This window comes from Pseudomonadota bacterium (assembly GCA_013285465.1).
In the GTDB taxonomy this organism is placed as follows: domain Bacteria; phylum Pseudomonadota; class Alphaproteobacteria; order Micavibrionales; family CSBR16-224; genus CSBR16-224.
Genome location: CP053449.1, coordinates 2,461,834 through 2,485,528 on the forward strand (window position 1 = coordinate 2,461,834; position 23,695 = coordinate 2,485,528).

A 23,695-nucleotide genomic window follows, 5' to 3' on the forward strand; every position below is an offset into this window, starting at 1 on the left:
ATCCATGAGCGTTTTGTCCTATAAAGATGCCGGTGTCGATATTGAAAAAGGCGATGCGCTGGTCGAAAAAATCAAAGCCCGCGTCAGCGGTACCTATGGCGAAAACGTCATCAGCGGTGTCGGCGGCTTTGCCTGTCTTTACCGCATTGCCGAAAATAAATTGCTGGCGGCGGGCACGGATGGTGTCGGCACCAAACTGAAAATTGCGCAAATTCTGAACAAACATGACACAATCGGTATTGATCTGGTCGCTATGTGCGTGAATGACATTCTGTGCACCGGTGCCTTACCGCTGTTTTTTATGGATTATCTTGCCACCGGACAGCTTGATACCGGTGTGGCCGATGACATTATCGCAGGCATTATCGAAGGCTGTACCCAAAGCGGTGCAGCCTTGATCGGCGGCGAAACGGCGGAAATGCCCGGCATGTATCAGAACGGTGAATATGACCTTGCCGGATTCGCCGTCGGTGAAGTTGCCGCAGACCGCGTGATTGACGGCAGCAAAATCACTGCAGGCGATACGCTGATCGGCTTGCCCTCTTCGGGTTTTCATTCCAACGGTTATTCCCTGATACGCAAATTGGTGGATATGAATGACAAATCCCTGCTGGAACTTTGCCTGACTCCGACACGGATTTATAAAAATGCCGCCGCTGCCATTCTGGCGGAAGACGGTCTCACCAATGGCATGGCGCATATTACAGGCGGCGGGCTATTAAATATTGCCCGCATGAATACCGGTTTTGATTATCACATCACCGCTATGCCGCAGGAGGGTGAACGCCCCGCGGTTTTTGATGCCGTGCTGAAAACATCCGGTATTGAAACGGGCGAGCTGTATCGCAGCTTCAATATGGGGATCGGTTTTGTGATCGCAACATCCCTGCCGGAGAAAGCGCTTGCTGTTTTAACCGCAGCAGGTGAAGCGCCGCGTATCATCGGCACAATCGGCAACGGTACAGGTAAAGTCCTGCTGAACGGCAAAGTTATTTAAAAACATCCTGCGCAATCTTGACTTTCCATACCGCTTCTGCAATATTTTATGATAATTAAAATATCAGACCATTTCCGGAAAGGTCGCGCCCATGTTCGACAAACTGAAAGAATCGTTCAGAAAACGTGCGGAAAGAAACCGTGCGCATCGTGATCTGTTGCGCGCCATTTCCGACCATGATATCGCGGGCGTAAAAGAACTTAGCGCGGCACGCGATTTGATTAACCTCAACAGCTATCCCTATCTGGCACATGCTGTGAATGAAGGTACGCCGAAAATCATCGCAACAATGCTGAAAAACGGTGCCGACCAGAATCTCTGGACACGCGGCACTGTCACGCGTCTGATTGTCCCGCCGATTGCCGAAGCGATTTTACAGCGCAAACCGGAAATGGTCGCCGTCTTTCTGGATGACCCGCGCGTTATCGCGCCCGACGAGGTTCATGTCTGGCGCGATGCCGATGATCTGCTGACCCCCTCTTCCGAGACATTGCTCGGCCTTGCCAGAAACCGCGGCAGCAGAGAATGTCTTGAGCTGCTGGAAAAGCACATGATGGAAAAATATAAAAGGAAATATGAAAGTGATGACCGCCCGGCCCCGAAGAAACCGTCAGAACCCGGTCGTTAATTCCTCATGCGGCGCGTCAAAACGGATATCCGCCCCTTTATTTAAAAGATAATCGACCAGCAGCGTTTTCCTGTCCGCCAGATAGCTGCTGTCGAGAAAATTCTCATAAGCCGCGCGTCCGGCCGCACGGTAAGCGCGGTAGCATTTCTCAAGATAACTGCGCGCAGGATAAACATCCGTGCGGTAAATATCGCCCGTATAGCCCTGCCGCTGCTCTTCTATATAGGTTTTATCTTCACCGGATTTATTGGCCATGAATTCCGCATCATTGCGGAAACCAAAAAATGTCAGCGCCGTGCCGCTTTCTTTTCCGTCCAGCGTTTCATAAGGCACTTCGCGGCAGCGGTAATCGATCTCGCGCAGGCGCATGGCGGGCCATTCCTCTTTCGGAACATCAAAGGTGACACCGATAATATCCTGACCTTCCCGCGGCTCCATAAAGCAGGAGGCGACCTCAAGCGTATCCCAATGCACATCACCGCGAAACGCCGCACGCAAATTCACCTTGCCGAAAACGCGGCAAACATTCTGTGTTTTCGATGTTTTGAAATTCTGCAAATTCGGACAGGTATTCAAGGCGGATTCTTCATGGACAAGCGTCCCGAAACCAAAAATTTTAATCATCAGCAACCCGGCTCTGTTTTTTATTGCGGCAAGAATGCCCGGAAACGGCAAAGATCTTTGCCGGAAGATCAGTCAATCATCAGCGGCTGTATGCGGTAAATAATATCGCATACCCTGTCAGTATAGGACTGCCCTTCATGCAGGACAAGCCCTTGCAGCAGGCGCAGCGGCGCATATTTTCTTTTGCGGCAGGAAATGATGACGCGTTTGGCCGTGTTTTCTCCGGTGCGGGGATAAAGCGGCAACACGGAAAAGCTGCCGAATTCGGCACGACGCAGCGATTCCAGCAGATCATGCAGACGGTCGGCACGGTGAATGATATAAAAATATCCGCCCTGTTTTAAATGCCGTGCCGCGGCCTTTGCCCAGTCAAAAAACGGAATGCTTTCCAGATGCGCCATGCGCCTGTTATCAACACGGTTCGGGGAACCGCGTCCGATTTCCACATAGGGCGGATTGGTCACAACCGCATCAAAAACCTCTTCAAGCTGTAAATCCCGCACATTGCTTTCAATGAATGTGATGTCATCCTGCCGCGACAGCTTGGCGGCGTTTTTTTGCGCCAGCTGCAGCAGTTCCGGCTGCAGATCAACACCCGTTACTTTGCAGGGAAAGCGCGCCATCAGGCAAAATCCGACCGTCCCGATACCGCAGCCGAGATCAAGGATATGCGCACCCGCAAGCCTGTCAGCATTCACCGCCGCAGCCAGCAAAACCGGATCCAGCGCCGTGCGATACCCTTCCGCAGGCTGCAGTAATGGTAAATGACCATCAAAAAGCGTAAATTCCATTGCTTTTATCATCGTTTTCCGCAAGAATCCTCAAGAATCACCGTCAGAAAAGATTATATCTTTTTGTCTTATTGCGTAAGGAGAAAAGATGGTGCAAAACGCCGCGACAAATAAAACGGACACGGAAAAGGCGGAAACGGGCAAGCCCGAAAACCCGCTGGAACGGCTTTCCACCCTGCTGGAAAGCGATATGAAACAGGTCAATCAATTGATCCTGAAACATATGAAATCCGATATTCCGATGATTCCGCAACTGGCAGGGCATCTGATTGCCGCGGGCGGGAAACGTGTGCGTCCGCTGCTGGCGGTTGCCGCCGCGCAGATGTTTGCGTATGACGGTGACGACCATTGCAAACTCGCCGCCTGTGTCGAATTTATCCATACCGCAACTCTTCTGCATGATGATGTTATTGACGAAAGCGAGCAGCGCCGCGGCAAAGCCTCCGCCCATGTTATTTTCGGCAATGAGGCCGCCGTTCTGGTCGGGGATTTTCTGTTCAGCCGCGCCTTTCAGCTAATGGTTGAAATCGGCTCATTGCCGATCCTGCGTATTCTCTCCAACGCCTCCGCCACAATTTCCGAAGGCGAAGTGCTGCAGCTGACGACCACGGGCAATATCCGCATTACGCGTGAAGATTACATGAATGTCATCCGCGCCAAAACCGCAGAACTCTTTGCCGCATCCTGCGAAGCCGGTGCGCTGGCCGCAGGCGGTACGGAAGCGGAATGCGATGCATTGCGCCGCTATGGTGAAAATCTCGGCATCGCCTTCCAGATGGTTGATGATATTCTTGATTACCGCCCCGCTGATGCCGCACTGGGCAAAAACACCGGCGATGATTTCCGCGAAGGCAAAATGACCCTGCCGGTCGTGCTGTTGCTGCAATCCGCAACGGAGGAAGAAAAAGCCTTTTTTGAAAGCGCCTTCATCCGCACCGAAAAGCAACAGGACGGCGATTTTGAAAAAGCCTGCGCCCTGATGGAAAAATACGGTATTTTTGAAAAAGCCTTGCGCGAAGCCGAAACTTACGGCCAACTGGCGAAAGACGCTTTAACGGGTTTTGACAAAAATCCTGAAATCACATCCCTGCTGTCAGGCCTGATCGATTTCGTCATCAACCGCCGCCATTAATCCGTCACATATTTTTACGGCCGGAATTTCACGCCGCCCGCGGCGGGCTTACCCGTTTCCGGTGCATCCCGTGTTGCGGTTTTGTTTTTTTGCGGCATAAAATCGGACAAGGTTTTCTGGAGCTGTTCCACCGTTTTCCAGCCGCCGCGCAAATCAGGACTGCCTTTTTCGGAAACACCGCGATATACCTCCGGCGACAGCTTGTCATGCAATACCAGCTTGCCCAGCGTGTCCTGCAATGTCACCACCTGCCGTGCAAAATCATGCCCGCCTTTCCGGCGGTTTTTCACGTCAAAGAAATTCACATCATGCGAGGCGATTTTGGCCTGCGCATATTGCGGATCATTGCCGATGACCTCAATAATCGATTTTTCCCCCGCATCACGACCGGGCGGCGTATTGGTGGAAATTTTCTCGATCGCATTATCATTCAGCCATTTTTCCAACAGCGCATCTTTCGGATAAGCCGTATCGGAAACTGATTCCTCATAAACGCGGTCGGTGATTTTTACATTATATTCTTCCTGCAGCGCATCCAGAATTTCCACAAAACGCGCTTCATTACCCGGATCTTTCCGGCGCCCGAAGGCATCGGCAACCCAGCTTGTATCCAGAAAAAGAATCTGTTTTTTCGCCATCAGATATAGCCCCGCCGCTTCATCTCTTCCGAGAATCCGCATAAACGATCCAGCCGCGCATGAAGATTGCGTATGATAACGCCCAGAAACGCCCCGTTATTTTTCTGGTTTTCAGGACGCATATTCCACAAGGCGCGTTCCAGCCCCTCTCTGATCTCCGACGGAAAGAGGAACAGCCGCGTTGCTTCGGCACAATCAAAAAACAAGGCAGGCTGCGCGGAATAAAGCTGTTCAAGGATATTATCTGCCGTCTCTTGCGTGACTGATTCCGCAGGAAGCTTCGTCTGTTCCACAGCAACCGCAGGCAAAGCGGGATAATCTCCGTCGCGTTTTTCCGCAAGCGGCTTACCGATAGGGTCCACAGCCGCCAGATGCAAAGCCGCGCGAATACGGCGCGTGATTTCAAACAGCAAATCCAGTCGCCCCAAAACCGTCTCAGGATAAACATCCTGCCCGCCGCCGCGAGGCTGTGCCTCCAGAAAATCAAGAATAAGGTCACAGATTTTAATATGATTGCCGCGCCGCACCGCAACAATATCACTTGCCGATTCAAAACCGGCCAATTCGCGCAAAAGCTCCGGACGTTCGCGCAACAGGCGCTGTACGGCCGCATCAATCATTTTGCGGCTGCAATAGTCTTCACGCAGCGGCGCAAGCTCCGGTAATTCCGGAAGCTCCGGCAGCTCCTCCATATATAATCCCTGTGCCATCATCTTTATCTATGCTCCCATATTTTTCATTCTGCGCCGCTGGACGGAGGAGGGTATCCCCATCGCCTCGCGGTATTTCGCAACGGTGCGCCGTGCGATTTCGACCCCCGCTTCTTTCAGTAATTTAACCAGCTTGTCATCGGAGAGAATTTTTTTCGGGTCTTCCGCATCGACCAATGCGCGGATGCGTGCCTTCACCGATTCCGCCGCATGATCCGCCGCGCCGTCATCCGTGGCCGATAAGCCGCGTGAGAAAAAGTAACGCAGTTCAAACACGCCGCGCGGCGTGCCGATAAATTTTCCTGCGGTGACGCGGCTGACCGTGCTTTCATGCAAATCCAGCGCCTCGGCCACATCGCGCAGCACCATCGGTTTCAGATATTCCACGCCATAGGCAAAAAAGCCTTCCTGCCGGCGCACGATTTCCGCCGCGACGCGCAGAATGCTTTGCGCGCGCTGATCCAGTGTTTTCAGCAGCCATTTCGCCTCTGCCATACGGGCATTCAGATATTCGCGGTCCTGCTGTTTGCGCACGCCGCCTTTGACCTCGGTATAATAACGGTGATTGATCAGCAGTTTCGGCAATGTGTCGGGGTTCAGTTCTACCCCCCAGCCGCCGCCGCTTTCCTTCGGCAGTTTTTTCATCACCGCATCGGCCACCACGGTTTCAATGACAAAATCATCAAATTCCGCCGCCGGTTTCGGATTCAATTCACGGATTTCCGCGATCATCTCCTGCAAATCCTCCAGCGTTACGCGGCAGATACGGCAGAGCTTTTTCACATCATGCGCCGCCAGCACATCCAGATTATTCAGCAGCAAGCGCATGGCGGGATCAAGCCGGTCTTTTTCCTTCAACTGCAAGGCCAGACATTCGGACAAATCGCGTGCAAACACCCCTGCGGGCTGCAATGTTTTCAACTGTGCCAGCACGTTTTTCACGCGTGTTTCGTCGCAGCCGATCATCTCCGCAAGCTCCGCCGTGCTTTCACGCAGATAACCGATATTGTCCAGACTGTCGATCAGATAGCCCGCGACCATACGGTCTTTATTGTCATGGATTTCCAGCACCATCTGATCCAGCAGATGGTCACGCAAGGTTTTGGTTTCGGCAATGCGGTTTTCCAGAGAATAATCGGGGGTGTCAAAAGCCATCGTGCCGCCCTTACCGATCCCCGCCATGGTCGAGCCGGGATCGTAATCCGGAAGGTCTTCAACGACTTTCCCCGCGTCCTGCGCCTCTTCACGGCTTGTTTCCGGCGCGTTATCTTCCTCATCCTCGCGGCTTTCATTGCTGTCCGTGTCACGGTCCAGCAGCGGATTTTCGATGATTTCCGTGGCAACAAATTCCTGCAATTCCAGCGCCGACATCTGCAAAACACGGATCGCCTGCTGCATTTGCGGCGTCATACTAAGGCTTTGCGACTGACGGAGCTCTAATTTTTGCTGGATAGCCATGTGTGATTTTTTCTCCCTATAATTCCAGCTTACAGGGAAATTGCAAAAAAATCGTTAAGATTTCACAAATTTTCGCAAAAACGGCACGCTTCTTGCTTCAATTATTTAACAGGCACTTTTTTCTGATCTCTTTTTTCTTTCCTATTTTCTTCAATCTTTTTCTGCAATATTTCTTCAGAAACTTCCCGCCAATTCTCTCCGTAATGGATTTTCCAAGACTCTTCCCATCCCTTCTTCCACGCCTCATCTTCCCGCAGCCATTCTTCCCGCGCATTTTTAGAAAAATATAGACAGGTCGGTGTCATTCCGGCCGCAAGCAACGCATCAATTTCTGCAACATAGCGTTCAAAACTGGGGACTCTTTGGTGTTTTGCACCTGTCACGGCGTAATCAGCGCAAAATGCGCCATCCCTCAGTTCAAGACATTCCTCCAGTTTTTCCCAATAATCTGCTCCCAACGCCATAATAGGTTCTTTTAACGCGGACAAAATTCTTTTGTCCAGCTTATCGTTCAACCCCAGACTATGTATGCCCAGAATTACACCATCCCGCCGTTGCGATAGAAGGTCGCGGGAACGACCTGGCATTAGAATACGCGGCTTTCCAGGCCATAACTGGTCAACAAGAGCAGACAGAATTGCTCTTGCCTTCAAGTCCCCTTTCTTGGCTTCCGGCCATAAGCTATTCCAAACCTTCTCACATTCACCTGCAAAAATAAGTTCTATAAGCTGTGGATCAAAAATAATTTCCGCTTCATCACCCTTTGATGGAATACTGGCAGGGTCACCTTCAGCCGATACAATATGTGTAAAGACCACAGAGCTTGCCAACAAAACCGAAAAGAATAAGACTAAAATACAGGCTCTCATTATCTGCTGTTATTTCTGTTCAGAAAATTTATATTTTAAAAATCAGGCTTTCTTTTCCCAGCCGCCGCCATCATTCTGCTGAAAATAGACGGTGTCAAAACCGCGGGATTGAAAATCTTTCCATGCCGCCCGCGCATCAGCCACGGCCTCCGCATCCTGCCCGTTAAAGACGGTGCAGCAGATATCATATTGTTCCGGTGCCGCTGTTTTCGTACCGTCAGCCAGCACCAGAATATTGGCATTATTGGGATTTTCATCTTCCGTCGTCAGAAAAACGGGTTGTTCCGCAGCGTTTTTATCCTTATCCGCACCATGCGGCAGAAAGCCGTTCGGATCAAATGTCCACAGCGCCGTATCCAGCGCTTCGAGTTTTTCGGGGCTGCCCAGCTTCACCAGAATACGGTGACCGCCGGCATGGATTTTGGATAAAAGCGGCGGCAGCACCTGATCGGCACTGCCGCGCATCACATGATAAAAACGGATTTCTGTTGCCATCATGCCGCCTGTTATTTTGACTCGTAATGTTTCGCGACAAGACGGTCCAGCAAACGGACACCGAACGCCGTTGCGCCTTTCGGCACGGTCAGGCGCTCCTTTTTGCTCCAGGCCATACCCGCAATATCCAGATGCGCCCATGACGTGCCGTCTTTAATGAAACGCGCGAGGAAGGCCGCCGCCGTCGCGCTGCCTGCACCGCGGTCACCGCCGATATTCTTCATATCGGCAATATCGGAATCAATCGCCTTATCCCATGCTTTGCACATCGGCATATGCCATGTTTTTTCCTTCAGCTCCGCACCGGTTTCCACCAGACGTGCGGATAATTCCTCGTCATTCGAGAACACGCCCGCATATTCATTCCCCAGCGCAATAATAATCGCGCCTGTTAATGTCGCCAGATCAATCACGGTTTTCGGTTTGAATTTTTCCTGCACATGCCACAGTGCATCCGCCAGCACCAGACGGCCTTCGGCATCCGTGTTCAGAATTTCCACCGTCTGCCCCGACAGCGAGGTCACAACATCCGACGGACGGCTTGCTCTGTCGGACGGCATATTTTCCGCCAGCGCAATAATGCCGACCGCATTCAGCTTTGCCTTGCGTCCGGCCAGCGCCTTCATCAATCCGGTCACAACACCGGCACCCGCCATATCCCATTTCATATCTTCCATGCCCGGGCCGGGTTTCAGAGAGATACCGCCTGTGTCAAAAGTGATACCCTTGCCGACAAAAGCAACAGGTTTCTTTGCCGCAGCCGAGGCGTTTTTCGGTGCGCCGTCATATTGCATGATAACCATACGCGGCGGACGGGCGCTGCCTTTACCGACAGACATCAAGGCCCCCATACCCATTTTTTCCATCTGCTTGTCCGTCAGAATCTGCACTTTGATCCCCAGCGGCGTCAGTTCTTTTTTTGCACGCGCGGCAAAGCTTTCGGGATAAAGAACATTCGGCGGCTCAGAGACCAGATCACGGGTCAAAAACACGCCCGCCGCAATTTTTTCCAGCGGTGCAAACAGCTTTTTCGCCTCTGCCGCATTGGCCAGAACGATATCCAGCGCTTTCAGTTTTTTCGGCGCATCTTTCTTCTTTTTGTAAATACCGAATGTGTAATCCTGCAAGACCGCACCATAAGCCAGATGTGCTGCAAATTCCGCCACATCAATACCATCGGGCGCATCCGTCAGTACGGCGGCCTCCTCCAGTTTTGCGGCTTTCAGCGCCTTGACCAGCGTCGCACCGCTTTCCTCGATTTTCATCGGGCAGAGTTTTTCTTTTTCCTTTGCCTCTGTTCCCAGCACGATAATCTGATCTGCGCCGCTGTTCTTAATGCCGGATAAAACCAGACTCTGGCAGCATTTACCGTCAAAACTTTTTGCAGCCTTAATGGCAGCCGCAATCGCGCCGCCGGTTTTTTTATCCAGCTCCGCCGCTTTATTACCCAATTTCGCCTTTTTTCCGGAAAAAATCGCAAGAACCGCCGCTTTTTTCGGCACAGCCGTATGAAAACCCGTTTTCAGCATCGCAAAACCCCTGTATCCTTTGTTATCTTTGTTATATGTGCTACCACATGATGTAACAGAGCCTAGCAAAAAACCGGATGCAAAAACAGGTAATAATGTATCTTACCACGCGCTATATCACCCGTAATATCCTGACCACCGCGGTTTTTGTCTCGGTCGTGCTGCTGGCGATTATCTGGCTGACGCAATCACTGCGTTATCTGGAGCTGATCGTCAATTCCAACGCGCCGATGTCGCTGTTCATGAAAATGATCGCGCTGTCGCTGCCGCGTTTTCCCGAGGTGATCGTACCGGTCGCCGTTGTGACCTCGGTGTTGTTTACCTATAATCGCATGATTCTGGACAGTGAACTGATCGTCATGCGCTCTGCCGGAATCAGCGCCCGCAGGCTCGCCCTCCCCGCGATGATCGTCTCTCTTGCCGCCGTCTTTGTTATGATGCTGTTCAGCACATGGCTGTCCCCCGCCGCACGCGCCGCCATGCAGGAGCTGAAACAGGTCATCAGCGCCGAATATTCCACCTTTCTTCTAAAGGAAGGCGTATTCAACCCCGTCGGTGATAATCTGATGATCTATCTGCGCAGCCGTCAGCGCGGCGGCGAATTACAAGGGTTGCTGATCCATGACACACGTCCCGAAAATAAAACCCCTGTCACCATTACCGCACGACGCGGCGTCATGATTACCGCAGAAGACGAACCCGCCGTGATTATTTATGACGGCAGCCGCCAGCAATATGACCCCGAAACGGGCAGTCTGTCGCGGCTGGAATTTGAGGAATACACGCTGGAAATCAAAAATTTCCGCGCCCAGATCCGCCAGCGCTGGCGCGATGCGGAGGAGCGTAATATAAAAGAACTCCTCACCCTTGATTACGAAAGTGACGAAATGCTTGCCGCCCATAAGCGCGAATTTATGGTCGAGGCGCATAAGCGTCTGATTATGCCGTTCAGCGCCCTTGCCTATACGCTGGCAGCGCTATCCTGTCTGCTGACAGGGTCTTTCAACCGGCGCGGACAGATGCGGCGCATTCTTGCCGCTGTCGGCACGGTTTTTGTTTTGCAGGCCGGATATTTAAGCCTGATCAATCTTGCCAAAGATGATTTCTGGGCCGTGCCCGCGCTTTATATTGCGGTGCTGCTGCCATCGGTTCTCGGCTGGTTCATTCTGGGTGATAAAGGCTACACCCTGCTGTCGCGCTTGCAGCGCAAATACCGCAAGCCCCTTTCCGGGCGGAAAAACAAGGGGGCGGCGGCATGAGATTTTACGCACCGATCCTCTGGCGCTATGTCACGCGTTATTTCCTGCTGAGTTTTCTCACCATCCTCGGCGTCTTGCTGTCGATTATTTATGCGCTGGATATGACAGAGCTGCTGCGCCGTGCCGCCGGATATGAGGCGGGTGTGAAAGAAGTCGCACATATGGCACTGTTAAAACTTCCCGAAGTCGGACAGATGGTACTGCCTTTCGCCGTCTTATTCGGGGCGATTTACAGTTTCTGGAGTCTGAACCGTAAAAGCGAGCTGGTCATTATGCGCTCCGCCGGTATGTCGGCCTGGCATTTTCTGACCCCCGCAATTATAATTGCCTGTCTGATCGGTGTTTTTTCCATCACGGTTCTCAACCCCGTCTCTTCGGTTTTACTGGCAAAATATATCAAGCTTGAGGAAGTGCATCTGCAGAAAAAAAGCCGTTTCGTTTCACTGCTGCAAAACGGTTTATGGCTGCGCCAGAACGATCCGGAAGGCTATGCGCTGATTTACAGCCGCCATTTCGAACCCAAAGACTGGAGCATGAAAAAACTTATCATCTTTACCTTCAGCGAAGATGATACCCTGACCTCGCGCATTGACGGCGATACCGCCAAGCTGGAAGACGGGTACTGGCTGATTGAAAATGCCGCCATACACGGCGATACGCCTGTGCCGGAAATACTGCCGACCTACCGCTATCCGACAACATTGACCGCGCCGGATATTGAAAGCTCCTTTTCCTCGCTGGAGACCATTTCCTTTTGGGATATTCCCGAACTTGCCCGCAAGATGGAGGAAACCGGCGTCTCCTCCAGCCGTCTAAAGGTTCATTACCAGTCATTATTATCAAGGCCACTGTTTTTCCTGTCTATGGTTTTGCTGGCCGCGACTGTTTCCCTGCGCCCTGCGCGACAGGGCGGAACGGCGCTATTGATCGGCGGCGGTGTCGCCATCGCCTTTCTGGTGTTTTTTCTGGAAACGGTTTTGCAGGCTTTCGGGATTTCACAAAAACTCCCCGAAGGACTGGCGGCATGGACGCCCGCCATTTTAACGACGCTTTTAGGCAGCGCTATTTTACTGTCTCTTGAAGACGGTTAGCGATTTTCTCCACAGCCGCCGCATCCGGCGCATCGACAAAAAGCGCATCACCCAACTGATTTCTCATCCATGTCATCTGTCGCTTGGCGTATTGACGCGTTTTCCGGCAAGACAGTTCCTCCGCATCCTCCCGCGTCAGTTTCCCCGCCAGATAATCACGCAGTTCCGCAAAACCCAGCGCCTGCAACAGCGGTGCATCTTCCGGCACTTTTCCTGCCGCAATCCGTGCGGAAAAATCCTTTACCTCGTCCAAAGCGCCATGTTCCAGCATCCATGAGAAACGCTTGTCGCAACGCGCATAAAGATGCGCACGCTCCGGCAACAGCACCACCGTCACAACCCGTATATCATCACCCAACCCGCCCTGTTTTTCCTTATCCTGCCAATAACCAAGGCTTTTGCCGGTGGCCTTCAGCACCTCCATCGCCCGTATCATGCGCTGCGGGTTCCGCATATCAATCCGCGATGCAATCGCCGGATCCGCTTTCGCCAGTTTTTCTGCAAACGCCTCTGTGCCCATGACTGAAAAATCATTCCGCACCTGCGCCCTGACATCTTCCGGCACATCCGGAACCGGACTGAGTCCTTCCGTCAGCGCCTTCATGTAAAACCCCGTACCGCCCGTAACAATCGGCAAACGCCCGTGCTGATGCGCTGCTGCAATCTCTGTCAGAGCCATGTCGCACCAGCGCGCAGCGGTGCATTGTTCCGCCGCATCCAGAACGCCGTAGAGTTTATGGGGGATTTCCTGTTTTTCTTCCACGGACGGATGCGCCGTCAAAACCGGCAGCCCGTCATAGACTTGCATGGAATCCGCATTAATCACCGTGCCGTTCCATTTCCGCGCACAGGCCAGTGCCAAAGCGGATTTGCCGCCGGCTGTCGGGCCAGCGACAATTAGAACCGTTTTTGGAAAAACAGGCACCGTGTTTTGCCTCTAATCTTTGAAGCGCAGCGCAACGAAGCGGATTTCGCCGCCGCGTGAAATCAGCAGCAGAACGGAACGTTTTTTCGCTTTCTCCGCCGCTTTGACAGCCTTCTGCATGTCTTTCACGCTTGTTGCCGGTTTCTGGTCAATCTCGATAATCAAATCACCGGGCGCGATGCCTTTGCCTGCCGCAATACCTGCGGGATCAACCTCCGTCACCACGATACCGGCAGCCTCACGGTCAATATTATAGCGCTGCTGCAAGACGCGGTTCAGGGGGGAGACCGTCAGACCAAGAGAGGCGATCTTATCGGCATCAGCCGTGCCCGTCTCATCATCCGGCGTTTCCGCACTGCCTGTGACCAGACCATTTTCCTCGGCTTTTTCAAGCTGCCCAAGCTTCACCTGCGCCGTCACGGTTTTACCTTTGCGCCACAAATGCAGATCGACTTTTTTGCCGATTTCGCTTTCCGCAACCATGCGCGGCAATTCACGCATTTGTTTGATCTGTTTGCCGTCAAAGCTGAGGATAATATCGCCCTGCTGCAATCCCGCAGCGGCGGCGGGGCCGTCATCTGTCACACTGGAAACCAGCGCACCATAGGCTTCTTTCATGCCCAAACTTTCCGCGATTTCATCTGTCACCTGCTGGATACGGACACCCAGCCAGCCGCGCCGCGTCTGACCGTATTTAATCAGCTGATCTACCACCGGACGCACCAGCGATGACGGTACGGCAAAGCCGATTCCGACACTGCCGCCCGAGGGCGAAAAGATCGCCGTATTCACACCGATGATCTCGCCTTTTAAATTGAACATCGGGCCGCCGGAATTACCGCGGTTGATGGAGGCATCCGTCTGGATAAAATCATCATAAGGGCCGGCATTGATATCGCGGCGGCTGGCCGAGATAATCCCCGCCGTCACCGTACCGCCAAGGCCGAAAGGATTGCCGATTGCCAGCACCCAGTCACCGACGCGCGAGACTTCGCTGTCGCCCCAGTTTGCAGCAACCAGCGCTTTACTGCTTTTGACCTGCAAGACGGCGATATCGGTTTTTTCATCCGTGCCGATAACCGTTGCATCCAGCGTTGTATCATCCTGCAAAATTACTTTAATTTCATCGGAATCGCGAATGACGTGATTATTGGTGACGACATAGCCTTTTTCGGCATCAATAATAAAGCCGGAGCCCAGTGACGCCGTCTGACGCGGTTGTGCCTGCGGCGCATTTTCATACTGTTCGAAAAAGTCGCGGAACATATCTTCGAAAGGTGATCCCGGCGGCAAATTCGGCATATTCGGCATGCCTTGCGGCGCCTCTATGGTTTGTGTCGTGGAAATATTCACCACGGTCGGCAGCAATTTATCGGCCAGATCGGCGAAACCTTCCGCCGGTGCCGTAGAGGATGCCGCCGCAGCCGGTGTTACTTGCAGGTTTCCCGGCCCCGCAAGCAAAAACAGGGCGCATAACAGGCACGCCCCGTGCATAACAGTCCGAAGGAAAAATCTATTCCGTGTCTTTTCTTGTGTCATTGACTTTCTCCTTATTATGACCGTTGAACACTCTTAGGATCCGAGCGCATAGCGCATCAGAACAATTCCCGTTGCGGCAATCAGCAATGCCGCAAAACGGAATCGCGCCGGAGGAAGATCCAGCACATAAAGAAACATACGCCGAAGAATATCGCGGGGCAAGATAGCATAAAGCATGCCCTCCATAAACATCATCACCCCGAATGCCAGTAATACCACATCCTGCACCGCGACTTGCATCACATGCCTATCCTTTATTTATGAAAGTAAAGAGCCGTTACTTCTGTTTGCCGGATGTCCCGAAATAGCGGAAAAACTCACTATCCGGCGACAAGACCAGCGTTGTGTCTTTTCCTGCCAGACTTTCGCGGTAAGCCTGCAATGTACGGTAAAAGGCGTAGAATTCCGGATCAACCTTATAGGCATCGGCGTAGATTTTAATGGCTTTCTCATCGCCTTCACCGCGCATAATCTGTGATTTTTTGCGGGCTTCCGCCAACAGCAATGTGCGTTCCTTATCGGCGCGTGACGTAATCTGCTGGGCAATCTCCGCCCCTTGCGCGCGAAACTCTTTTGCCTCGCGGTCACGTTCCGAACGCATCCGCGCATAGATCGACTGGCTGATCTGTTGCGGGAAATCGGCGCGGCCGATACGGACATCAATAATCGACATGCCGAAACGCTGGACGGAGTTATTAACCTCCTCCTTAATCGCCGACATCACATTCGTCCGGTTTTCACCCAGAATATCGGGCAGCATTTTATTACCCAGCGTACCGCGAACCGTCGAGTTAATGATGTTGTGCAGCTGCTTGCGCGCTTGCTCCTCCGTTCCCATGGTCTGGTGGAACAGCAGCATATCGGTGATTTTGTAACGGGCGAAAGTGTCAACAACCAGACGTTTCTGGTCCAGCAGGATCAGCTCTTCCGGCGGCGGATCGGCATTCAGCACGCGCTTGTCAAAAGTTTTCATCTGCTCCAGAAACGGAATTTTCGCTTTCAGCCCCGGTTCGGAATGCTGGCGCACAGGGTCACCAAAGCGCAGCACCAGCACCTGATGCGTTTCCGGTACGATAAAGAAAGACTGCGTCACCCCGATAAAGGCAAAAAAGCCGACCACGATCAAGGCACTGAAAGATTTTGTCATTTTGTTTAGACCCTCTGATTCATCAGATTTTATATTACAGCGGACAGTATAGAAAGGAGTGGGGCTTTCGGCAAGAGTTAGTGATGAACAATAAAAAAAGACCCGTCGGGGTCTTTTTATTTCCCACTTACGTCTAAATTCAGCCTGCGCCGATTATAAATCGGCTTGGCTTCATTAAGACATCCAGTGATGAATAAAGAAAAAGGGTTCGTTTAGAACCCTTTTTCTTTATTCATGGTGCGGCCGAGAAGACTCGAACTTCCACGGGATTATCTCCCACAGCGACCTCAACGCTGCGCGTCTACCAATTCCGCCACGGCCGCAGGTCTAAATAAGCTTCACCGTTGATACATGGTTTTGTATAAAAACTCAAGTCCAATCAATAGCGGCCTAATCAATGTTTTGAATCTGGGTGCTTACCGGGAAGCAAACGCTTTGCCGATGCCGGAATCGATGTATATTTCATCGGCAGGATATCGGGTTTGGGTTCGCTGTCTTTATATTCTTTCCAGCGCATACCGATATTTTCCTGCATACCTTCGGGCATTTTGTCAAAAACGGTGACGTAATGGTCAAGCATTTGCTTTTTGTTTTGTTCCAGCGTGTTTTTGCCGTTGGCGTAACGCATATGCGCCTCTTCCAGATCGGCCAGAACCAGCATCACGGTTTCAACATAAAGATTACCGTCCGAGCGGGATTTATGCGCGGTTTGCGCATCACGGAAAGCCTGCAGGGATTTGCCTTTGCCTTCGGTGTTAAAGTCGCAATTGGTTTCGTAATCCATTCTCCATGTGCCGTTTTCCTTGGTCGCGAAAAAGCGCATATAATAACCGCCGCCGACATCCGGTACGGGGTACGGGGAGTTTGCGGGTTGTCATTTTCTTTACGCGGCTCAGCGCCGTATCTTCCGATTTACGGTTAAATAGATTACGTAAAAAATCCATAACATCTCTCCTGCTTAACTTAGTGACATTGTATCCGGGCCATATGTATGCGGTGCGCCCATTATGTCGTCATTTTGATAAATGTAAACACATAACTTCTATTATTTTTCAATTATTGCGTCAAGGGGCTTTATTTTTTTGAAAAAATACAGTAGGTTTGTGGAACAGGAAACAAAAACATCTCATCACGGGAGAAACTGCGCATGCTTATGGATAACGTGCAAAGCTTCGTCGCACCCGATGCGGCAAGTTCCGGACTTCAATGGCAAATCGAGACAGCGCCCGTCGCATATGACCGGGCGCTTGCGTTTATGGAGGCGCGCGCACGTACGATACGCGAACGCGGCCATGACGAAATGGTCTGGCTTTTGGAACATCCGCCGGTTTACACGGCAGGAACCAGCGCCGAGTTAAAGGACATGATTAATCCGAAATTCCCCGTCTATCACACGGGGCGCGGCGGAAAATTCACCTATCACGGCCCCGGCCAGCGCATTGCCTATGTGATGCTGGATCTGCAAAAACGCAATCCCGATTTGAAAAAATACGTCTTTGATCTTGAAGACTGGGTCATCCGCGCCTTATTCAAATTCAACGTATTGGGACAGCGCCGCGAAGGCCGCGTCGGTATCTGGGTTGATATGCAGCCTTACGGCCAGCCGAAGGGAACAGAGGCAAAAATCGCCGCCATCGGTGTTCGCGTCAAAAAATGGGTCACCTTCCACGGCGTCTCCGTCAATATCAATCCCGAACTGGGACATTATGACGGGATCGTGCCCTGCGGCATCAGCGAACACGGCGTAACATCGCTGGAACAGCTGGGTCTGAACATCACGCGTGATGAATTCGACAATGCCCTGCAGGAGAGCTGGTACGAGGTTTTCGGTTAAGATTTAAGTGCCGTCATCCGTTCCGTTTAAATCAGAACGACATTAATTTCGTTACTGCCCGTTTCGATGACATTCACCGAAACCGCTGCATTTGACTGCGACTGGTAAGTCCCGCCGCCGACATCATCGAAACCTTCAAGGGTGAGTGTATAAGGTGTCACGGGGGCTGTACTTCCATCCGCACCCCAAATATTCAGCGTTGTCGCGCTTTGGTTTGTGGCGTACAGCACACCTGCCGTGTCCAGCGTGATGGAATGGTTAAGACTGCTTGTAAAAACAAAGCTTTCAATTCCTTTGAATTTGCCGTATTCACTGCCGCCGGAGGACAGGTCGAGATTGACAATACCGGAGCCGCCAAGCAACACCGCATCACCGGCAAGCCCTGACAGATTTCCGGGATTAACCGTGCCCTCGGTATTATAGCCGCCGTCAATCATGGTAAAGCTCAGCCCGGCACCGTTGAGAGAAAAGACATCACTGCCCAGACCGCCAAGATAAACATCCCCCGCCTCAACACCGGTCAGGTTAAAGATATCATCACCGCTATCCGCCCAAATCAAATCCGCCGCCGCCGTCACGGTCGGCGTATCAACACCGGTACTGCCTTGTATATAATTCCGTCCCGTCGACAGATCATCAATATTGATATTTAACGTCACGGGCAATGTGTTCAAATCCGCATCCGTGACATCAATCGTCAGCGTATAATTGGTCTGTTGATAGGTCGCCAGATCGCTGATAATCGAAAGCTCTCCTGACGCATTAATGGCAAAAGTCGCCAGACCCGTATAACCGTCATTGCCGCCGGTAATGGCATAACTGACGCCGCCCGCCGGAGCGCTGACATTCAAATCACCGATTTGAAAGCCGATATTACCGAATTCACGCACCGTGCCCGCGCCTGTCATGCTGCTGCCGTCCCACCATAGTGACGATGTCAGGACAATCGGCGGCGGTGCGCCCTGCGGTGCGGTCGGCGTTGTCGAGCCGCCGGCATCCGTCAGTACATCTGTCGTATCCGTCGTTGTACCTGCCGCATAACCTGTACCGCTCAGGAATGTCTCGCCGCCATCGGCAGGCAGAACCGCGCCGCCGGTCTGGTCGATAAATTCATCGCCGATCTGCTGTTGCAGCTGCTGATAGGTCTGGAATTGCAGCATCTCCTGCACCAGCAAGTCACCCGAGAGCGTTCCCGCATCGGCTGTCTGCGTACCTTGTGCCGCACCTTCTTGATTACCATCCAAGGGGGCCTGATCGCCATCTGTAGGGGCGGCATCTTGCGGCACATCCTGCGGCGCAGGATTGTCGTTACCGTCCTCCTGCGGGGTTGTGCTGTAATCATAGAAACTGAAACCGTCGACCGTGTTGTCAAAACTGTAATTCTGCGTCATGTAATCCGCATCCACCGTGCCGATATTATTTGCCGGTGCGTCAAAACCCGTTAATTGCAGGGTTTCAAAATCTTCGTCCAGCACATAGCTGTCCGCGCCGTTTGAAATCACGACCGCACCGTCAATGACGGTGATTTCGCTCAACTGTCCGGCTTCGTTAATCACGCCCGCCACAACCGTTCCGCGGATCCCGATTGACCCGACCGGCGTATCGATATTGACATTTTCGGGGTCGCTTTTTCCGATCATGCCGCTGGTATAAATAAATGCGCCTTTCAGCATGGAAAAGAACGAGCTGCCGCTTTTCTGTTCGGAATCGTAAATATACTGATCCACCGACAGCCGTGCGCCTTCGCTGACGGCAAAGCTGCTGTTATCGGCAAAAACGATATTGACGGCGGAATCGATATCCGCCTCGACCACATCGCCTTGAAAGATCATCATGCCTTTTGCCGCGGCCAGTTTTGTGCCGTCGGCGCGGGTGATAAAGACATCACCGACCGTATCCGTCACCTGCCCTGCAGCGCTGACATCGCTGGCCGTTTGCGCGGATTGCGCATATTCTCCGGCATGGGAGGGGGAGAGGAAAGAGTCGACAAGCGCAGGCGACAATACGCCGCCCTGCGGCGACAATAAATCAGGCCGCGCCGCCATGTCGAAATAGCCTTCAACAATCACCGTCTCGCCGCTTTTCAGCGTCAATACAAGATCGTGCCCGTCGCGCTCCATCGACGAGTCTTGCAAAAACGCTTCACCGGGCAGCATCACATTGCTCTGCCCATCGGCGGAAAGAACCTCTCCTGTCATGATTGTGTCTTTCGGCATTGCTTCTCTCCCCTACTCAATTCCGCACGACATCGTTCGCTTATTATACACATGTTTCGCGCGGGATATATTACCCTATCTTCCATTATACGCCCGCCGCCGTTAAAATAACGTGAAATATTTGCGGGGTTTAAGGAACATATCAATAAAATTTTATTGACCTGCCCTGCCGTTGCCCGTATCACTTCAAGCATGGATGACGCGGTACTTATTCTCGATTTCGGTTCCCAATACACGCAGCTGATTGCGCGGCGCTTGCGCGAGGCGGGCGTTTATTGCGAAATTTTCGGCTGGTCATCAGACAAAGCCGTTGATTTTGCAAAACAATCCGAAACAAAAGGTATTATCCTCTCCGGCGGGCCGGAATCCGTCACGGAAAGCGGCGCACCGCATATTCCCGCCGCAATTTTTGATCTGGGCAAGCCGATTTTGGGCATTTGTTACGGTATGCAGGCACTGACCAAGCATTTCGGCGGCACGGTTGCGGCAGGCGAGACCCGCGAATTCGGCCATGCCAATATCGTCATTGATCACGGCAATCAGCTGTTCTCACAATTGCCTGAGGAAAATTTCTCCGTCTGGATGTCGCATGGCGACCATGTCACCGCCCCTGCGGAAGGTTTTGTCCTTGCCGCAAAATCCCATAACGGGCTGGTGGCCGCGATTGCCGATGATGCGCGCAAAATCTACGGGCTGCAATTCCATCCCGAAGTCACGCATACGGCTTTCGGGCAGGATATTCTCCGCCGTTTTGCCATTGATATCTGCGGCTGCGCCGCAACATGGACGCCCGCCCATATCATTGAAACCGCCATCGAAAATGTGCGCCTGCAGGTCGGCAATAAACGCGTTATTCTCGGATTGTCGGGCGGGGTTGATTCCTCCGTGCTGGCCGCGCTGCTGGATAAGGCCGTCGGCGGCAATCTGACCTGTATTTTTGTCGATACGGGGCTGCTGCGTCTGAATGAAGGTGATCTGGTCATGGAGATGTTCGCCGCGCATAAAGGCATCAATGTCATCCGCGTCAATGCGGAAGAAAAATTCATGTCCGCGCTGAAAGGCGTGGAAGACCCCGAAGACAAGCGCAAAATTATCGGGCGCTGCTTTATCGAGATTTTCGAGGTCGAGGCCGGAAAAATCGAAAACGCCGCCTTCCTCGCGCAAGGCACAATCTATCCCGATGTCATTGAATCCGCAGGCGCAGGCACAGGCGGCGGCGCACATGTGATTAAATCACATCACAATGTCGGCGGCCTCCCCGCCGAGATGGGGCTTGATCTGGTCGAGCCGTTGCGGCTGCTGTTCAAGGACGAAGTGCGCAAAATCGGCACCGAACTCGGCCTGCCGCATGAGATGGTTTACCGCCATCCCTTCCCCGGGCCGGGGCTGGGCGTACGCATTCTGGGCGAGGTGAAAAAAGACTATGCCGATCTGCTGCGCCGCGCCGATGATATTTTCATCAGCGAATTACGCGCCCATGATCTGTATGACAAAACCTCGCAGGCTTTCGCCGTTTTCCTGCCCGTCAAATCCGTCGGCGTGATGGGTGACGGCCGCGCCTATGATTACGTGATCGCGCTGCGCGCCGTGGAAACCATCGATTTCATGACGGCGAAATGGGCGCATCTGCCTTATGACTTCCTCGACCATGTCTCCCGCCGCATCGTCGGCGAAATCCGCGGCATCTCCCGCGTCGTCTATGATATTTCAGGAAAACCGCCTGCCACGATCGAGTGGGAATAAATTCTTACAACATCGCCGTCACTCCCGCGAAAGCGGGAGTCCATCCGTCAACAGCCACATCTACCATCTTATGGATTCCCGCTTGCACGGGGATGAGTAACTTTTCTTATATTACTGTTTTTGTTCATTATTTTGCGTTATACTTGTATATACAAGTCCTGCACAGGAACCACAGATCAATGACTTAGCAAAAATATCTGCACGGTTTCTGCACAGTTTTACAGCTTACGGGAACAGTATATATCATGAGCTTTATTATCGACAAGGAAGAACTCAAACCCGGACTGATCGTCTTTCGCCGTGGTGATGTGGTACATAAAAACTGGTACTGCCGTATTAAGCTGCCCAAAGCAGACCGTTATAAAACCGTATCCCTTAAAACCTCAGACATACATGAAGCCCGTGAACGCGCCTATGATCATTATGCCGATGTCCGTTTCCGTTTAAAGCACGATGTGCCGATCTTCGATAAATCCTTCTATGACGTTGCCGTGGAATATACCGAAGTGCAGCGCCACCGCGCCCAAATGGGAGAGATTACCCATGAACGCGTCAAAAAGATTGCCTCTGTTATCAATGCCCAGCTAAATCCTTATGCAGGAAGCACACAAATCAGCCTGATCGGTCAGGAGCGCTGGTCGGGTTATCCGGCATGGCGGCGGGAACACGGCGAAGGGCGCTTGCGGGAACAGGTCAGCGATGCCACCATCAAATTTGAAATGTCGATATTCGGCGCGATCATGAATTACGCCGTCAGAAAACGCTATATCCCCGCCAGTCATAAATTCGAGGGCAGACCGAATTTCAAAACCATGCGGCGGGATGCCTTTTCTCTGGAAGAATACCGCGCCCTGCACAGCAGAGGGCGGTCATGGGTGAAATCCGCACCAAAGCCCCAGAGTCTTTGGTACCGCACCATTGCCTATAACTTCGTCCTGATCATGTGCAATACGGGTATGCGCCCGCCGGAAGCGCGGAATCTGCGCTGGCGCGATATCTCGCGCGGCAAAGACAAGGACGGCAGAGAGTTGCTGATCCTCTCCGTCACCGGTAAAGACAAGATGCGGCAGCTTGTTGCGCCGGTGAGTGTCGGCGACTATCTGGAGCGCATCCGAAATATCTCTAAAGCCACAGAACCCGATGACCCTGTTTTCACCACCATCGACGGCAAACCGGTCAGTACATTATACAAAGCCCTTATCAGAGACCTGCTCATCACAGCAAAACTGCGCGACGGCCCGTCGGGTATTCCGCGTTCGACCTACAGTTTTCGTCATACCTATGCCACTTTCCGCCTGAGCGAAGGCGTGGATGTGTATTTTCTGGCACAGCAGATGGGAACCTCGGTCAAGATGATCGAAGAGCATTACGGCCATGTCAACGCCGTCAAACATGCGGATCGCGTGTTGCACGGTATGGGAAGTTGGGAGGTCGTCCCCTCAGACCCGTCTAAACCTGAAAACAGCAGGAGCGGTAAATCTGGAACGGCGCGTTCCAGACCGTCCCGGCTGCGCGGGAAGCGTAAAAATAAAGAATAGCACCATCTATTTTAAGGGCTGGCTGAAAACAGAACAGTGAGCCTCGCTGTTCCAGCCCGCCTCTGCCTTTTCTCGTCTCTCCGCTGCACCGCCGGTGCGGCTTAAAGCGGAGAGAACGGGAGTCGGGGCAGAAAAGCAGTTGCTTGTCGTTCCTGCCCCGCTATGGTAAAAATAAGATATATCCAAAAGCAAGAAAGGCATTCTGATGACGATTGAAATCCGCAGCAGGGAATACAAAGTCGAAAGTCATGTGGCCAAACTGCTGGCCAAAACGCACCGGGCGGCGATCAAGCTGGCGGATGAGCATCTGGTGGCACCGATCAACAATCTGATGAGGAACCGCATCGGCAATCCGCAGGTTTTGGCTTTTGCGCTGATTGATCTGGCTTATTTTATCCTGCGCAAGAAACTGCCGCAGGACAAAGCCGGAGCAACCTTTGACGTGTTCGCGCATTTTGCCAAGCAACGCACAGAGAACAAACTTGCCGCTGACGAGCGTAAGAAAAAGCTGCATTAAAAGCGACTTTTGTCC

General features: G+C 52.5%; 23 protein-coding genes and 1 tRNA gene. 9 read left to right on the forward strand and 15 right to left on the reverse strand.

Translation table 11 applies throughout. The features are described 5' to 3' along the window. Window positions 1-4 precede the first annotated feature (4 nt). Together HND56_11805 and HND56_11810 are read left to right on the forward strand one after the other, a co-directional pair. On the forward strand, window positions 5-997 hold the full coding sequence (locus tag HND56_11805) for a phosphoribosylformylglycinamidine cyclo-ligase (protein QKK06327.1): 993 nt from the start codon (window positions 5-7) through the stop codon (window positions 995-997). Between the two features lie 91 nt (window positions 998-1,088). Next, complete coding sequence (locus HND56_11810; GenBank protein QKK06328.1) at window positions 1,089-1,625, forward strand: hypothetical protein; 537 nt, start codon at window positions 1,089-1,091, stop codon at window positions 1,623-1,625. Here the strand turns inward: HND56_11810 and HND56_11815 are convergent. After that, the gene (locus tag HND56_11815; GenBank protein QKK06329.1) at window positions 1,608-2,249 is read right to left on the reverse strand and encodes a gamma-glutamylcyclotransferase; all 642 of its coding nucleotides are present in this window, start codon (window positions 2,247-2,249) and stop codon (window positions 1,608-1,610) included. The genes HND56_11810 and HND56_11815 overlap by 18 nt on opposite strands. 68 nt (window positions 2,250-2,317) lie before the next feature. Further along, on the reverse strand, window positions 2,318-3,052 hold the full coding sequence (locus HND56_11820) for a methyltransferase (protein QKK06330.1): 735 nt from the start codon (window positions 3,050-3,052) through the stop codon (window positions 2,318-2,320). Between the two features lie 76 nt (window positions 3,053-3,128). Between HND56_11820 and HND56_11825 the strand changes: the two genes are divergently transcribed. Continuing rightward, entirely contained in the window at window positions 3,129-4,172 is a 1,044-nt protein-coding gene (locus HND56_11825) for a polyprenyl synthetase family protein (protein QKK06331.1), read from the forward strand. Window positions 4,173-4,186: 14 nt separating this feature from the next. Here the strand turns inward: HND56_11825 and HND56_11830 are convergent, their stop codons facing one another. The 6 genes from HND56_11830 to HND56_11855 form a co-directional block, all read right to left on the reverse strand. Beyond that, the gene (locus HND56_11830) at window positions 4,187-4,810 is read right to left on the reverse strand and encodes a hypothetical protein (GenBank protein QKK06332.1); all 624 of its coding nucleotides are present in this window, start codon (window positions 4,808-4,810) and stop codon (window positions 4,187-4,189) included. Beyond that, entirely contained in the window at window positions 4,810-5,523 is a 714-nt protein-coding gene (locus HND56_11835; protein QKK06333.1) for a hypothetical protein, read from the reverse strand. The genes HND56_11830 and HND56_11835 overlap by 1 nt, the downstream gene beginning before the upstream one ends. A 6-nt stretch (window positions 5,524-5,529) precedes the next feature. Then, entirely contained in the window at window positions 5,530-6,978 is a 1,449-nt protein-coding gene (gene rpoN, locus HND56_11840; protein QKK06334.1) for an RNA polymerase factor sigma-54, read from the reverse strand. 101 nt (window positions 6,979-7,079) lie between these two features. After that, entirely contained in the window at window positions 7,080-7,847 is a 768-nt protein-coding gene (locus HND56_11845; protein ID QKK06335.1) for a hypothetical protein, read from the reverse strand. Between the two features lie 42 nt (window positions 7,848-7,889). Further along, a complete protein-coding gene (locus tag HND56_11850; protein QKK06647.1) occupies window positions 7,890-8,342 on the reverse strand; it encodes a DNA polymerase III subunit chi in 453 nt (150 codons plus the stop codon). 11 nt (window positions 8,343-8,353) lie between these two features. Beyond that, window positions 8,354-9,871: a leucyl aminopeptidase gene (locus HND56_11855; GenBank protein ID QKK06336.1), complete on the reverse strand. Its 1,518-nt coding sequence runs from the start codon at window positions 9,869-9,871 to the stop codon at window positions 8,354-8,356. A 95-nt stretch (window positions 9,872-9,966) separates the two neighbouring features. Between HND56_11855 and lptF the strand changes: the two genes are divergently transcribed. Next, window positions 9,967-11,130: an LPS export ABC transporter permease LptF gene (gene lptF, locus HND56_11860; GenBank protein ID QKK06337.1), complete on the forward strand. Its 1,164-nt coding sequence runs from the start codon at window positions 9,967-9,969 to the stop codon at window positions 11,128-11,130. Beyond that, the gene (gene lptG / locus HND56_11865; protein ID QKK06338.1) at window positions 11,127-12,221 is read left to right on the forward strand and encodes an LPS export ABC transporter permease LptG; all 1,095 of its coding nucleotides are present in this window, start codon (window positions 11,127-11,129) and stop codon (window positions 12,219-12,221) included. Before lptF ends, lptG begins: the two co-directional genes overlap by 4 nt. Here the strand turns inward: lptG and miaA are convergent. The 6 genes from miaA to HND56_11895 form a co-directional block, all read right to left on the reverse strand. Continuing rightward, window positions 12,193-13,146: a tRNA (adenosine(37)-N6)-dimethylallyltransferase MiaA gene (gene miaA / locus HND56_11870; protein ID QKK06339.1), complete on the reverse strand. Its 954-nt coding sequence runs from the start codon at window positions 13,144-13,146 to the stop codon at window positions 12,193-12,195. The genes lptG and miaA overlap by 29 nt on opposite strands. A gap of 12 nt (window positions 13,147-13,158) precedes the next feature. After that, complete coding sequence (locus HND56_11875; protein ID QKK06340.1) at window positions 13,159-14,685, reverse strand: DegQ family serine endoprotease; 1,527 nt, start codon at window positions 14,683-14,685, stop codon at window positions 13,159-13,161. Window positions 14,686-14,718: 33 nt separating this feature from the next. Beyond that, window positions 14,719-14,928 carry a DUF2065 family protein gene (locus HND56_11880; protein QKK06341.1) on the reverse strand — a complete coding sequence of 70 codons (210 nt, stop codon included), beginning with the start codon at window positions 14,926-14,928 and terminating at the stop codon, window positions 14,719-14,721. A 34-nt stretch (window positions 14,929-14,962) separates the two neighbouring features. Then, complete coding sequence (hflC, locus tag HND56_11885; protein QKK06342.1) at window positions 14,963-15,832, reverse strand: protease modulator HflC; 870 nt, start codon at window positions 15,830-15,832, stop codon at window positions 14,963-14,965. Between the two features lie 235 nt (window positions 15,833-16,067). Then, window positions 16,068-16,155 (reverse strand) — tRNA-Leu (locus HND56_11890). Between the two features lie 71 nt (window positions 16,156-16,226). Next, complete coding sequence (locus HND56_11895; protein QKK06343.1) at window positions 16,227-16,655, reverse strand: hypothetical protein; 429 nt, start codon at window positions 16,653-16,655, stop codon at window positions 16,227-16,229. A gap of 330 nt (window positions 16,656-16,985) precedes the next feature. On the opposite strand from HND56_11895, the gene lipB reads away from it, so the two are divergent. Then, on the forward strand, window positions 16,986-17,666 hold the full coding sequence (gene lipB, locus HND56_11900; protein ID QKK06648.1) for a lipoyl(octanoyl) transferase LipB: 681 nt from the start codon (window positions 16,986-16,988) through the stop codon (window positions 17,664-17,666). A gap of 26 nt (window positions 17,667-17,692) precedes the next feature. Here the strand turns inward: lipB and HND56_11905 are convergent, their stop codons facing one another. Next, a complete protein-coding gene (locus HND56_11905) occupies window positions 17,693-19,882 on the reverse strand; it encodes a hypothetical protein (GenBank protein QKK06344.1) in 2,190 nt (729 codons plus the stop codon). Window positions 19,883-20,074: 192 nt separating this feature from the next. On the opposite strand from HND56_11905, the gene guaA reads away from it, so the two are divergent. The 3 genes from guaA to HND56_11920 all read left to right on the forward strand — a co-directional run bounded on the left by guaA (window position 20,075) and on the right by HND56_11920 (window position 23,680). Further along, window positions 20,075-21,625 carry a glutamine-hydrolyzing GMP synthase gene (gene guaA, locus HND56_11910; GenBank protein QKK06345.1) on the forward strand — a complete coding sequence of 517 codons (1,551 nt, stop codon included), beginning with the start codon at window positions 20,075-20,077 and terminating at the stop codon, window positions 21,623-21,625. A 245-nt stretch (window positions 21,626-21,870) separates the two neighbouring features. Continuing rightward, a complete protein-coding gene (locus tag HND56_11915; protein QKK06346.1) occupies window positions 21,871-23,163 on the forward strand; it encodes a site-specific integrase in 1,293 nt (430 codons plus the stop codon). Window positions 23,164-23,368: 205 nt separating this feature from the next. After that, the gene (locus tag HND56_11920; protein ID QKK06347.1) at window positions 23,369-23,680 is read left to right on the forward strand and encodes a hypothetical protein; all 312 of its coding nucleotides are present in this window, start codon (window positions 23,369-23,371) and stop codon (window positions 23,678-23,680) included. Window positions 23,681-23,695: the final 15 nt, after the last annotated feature.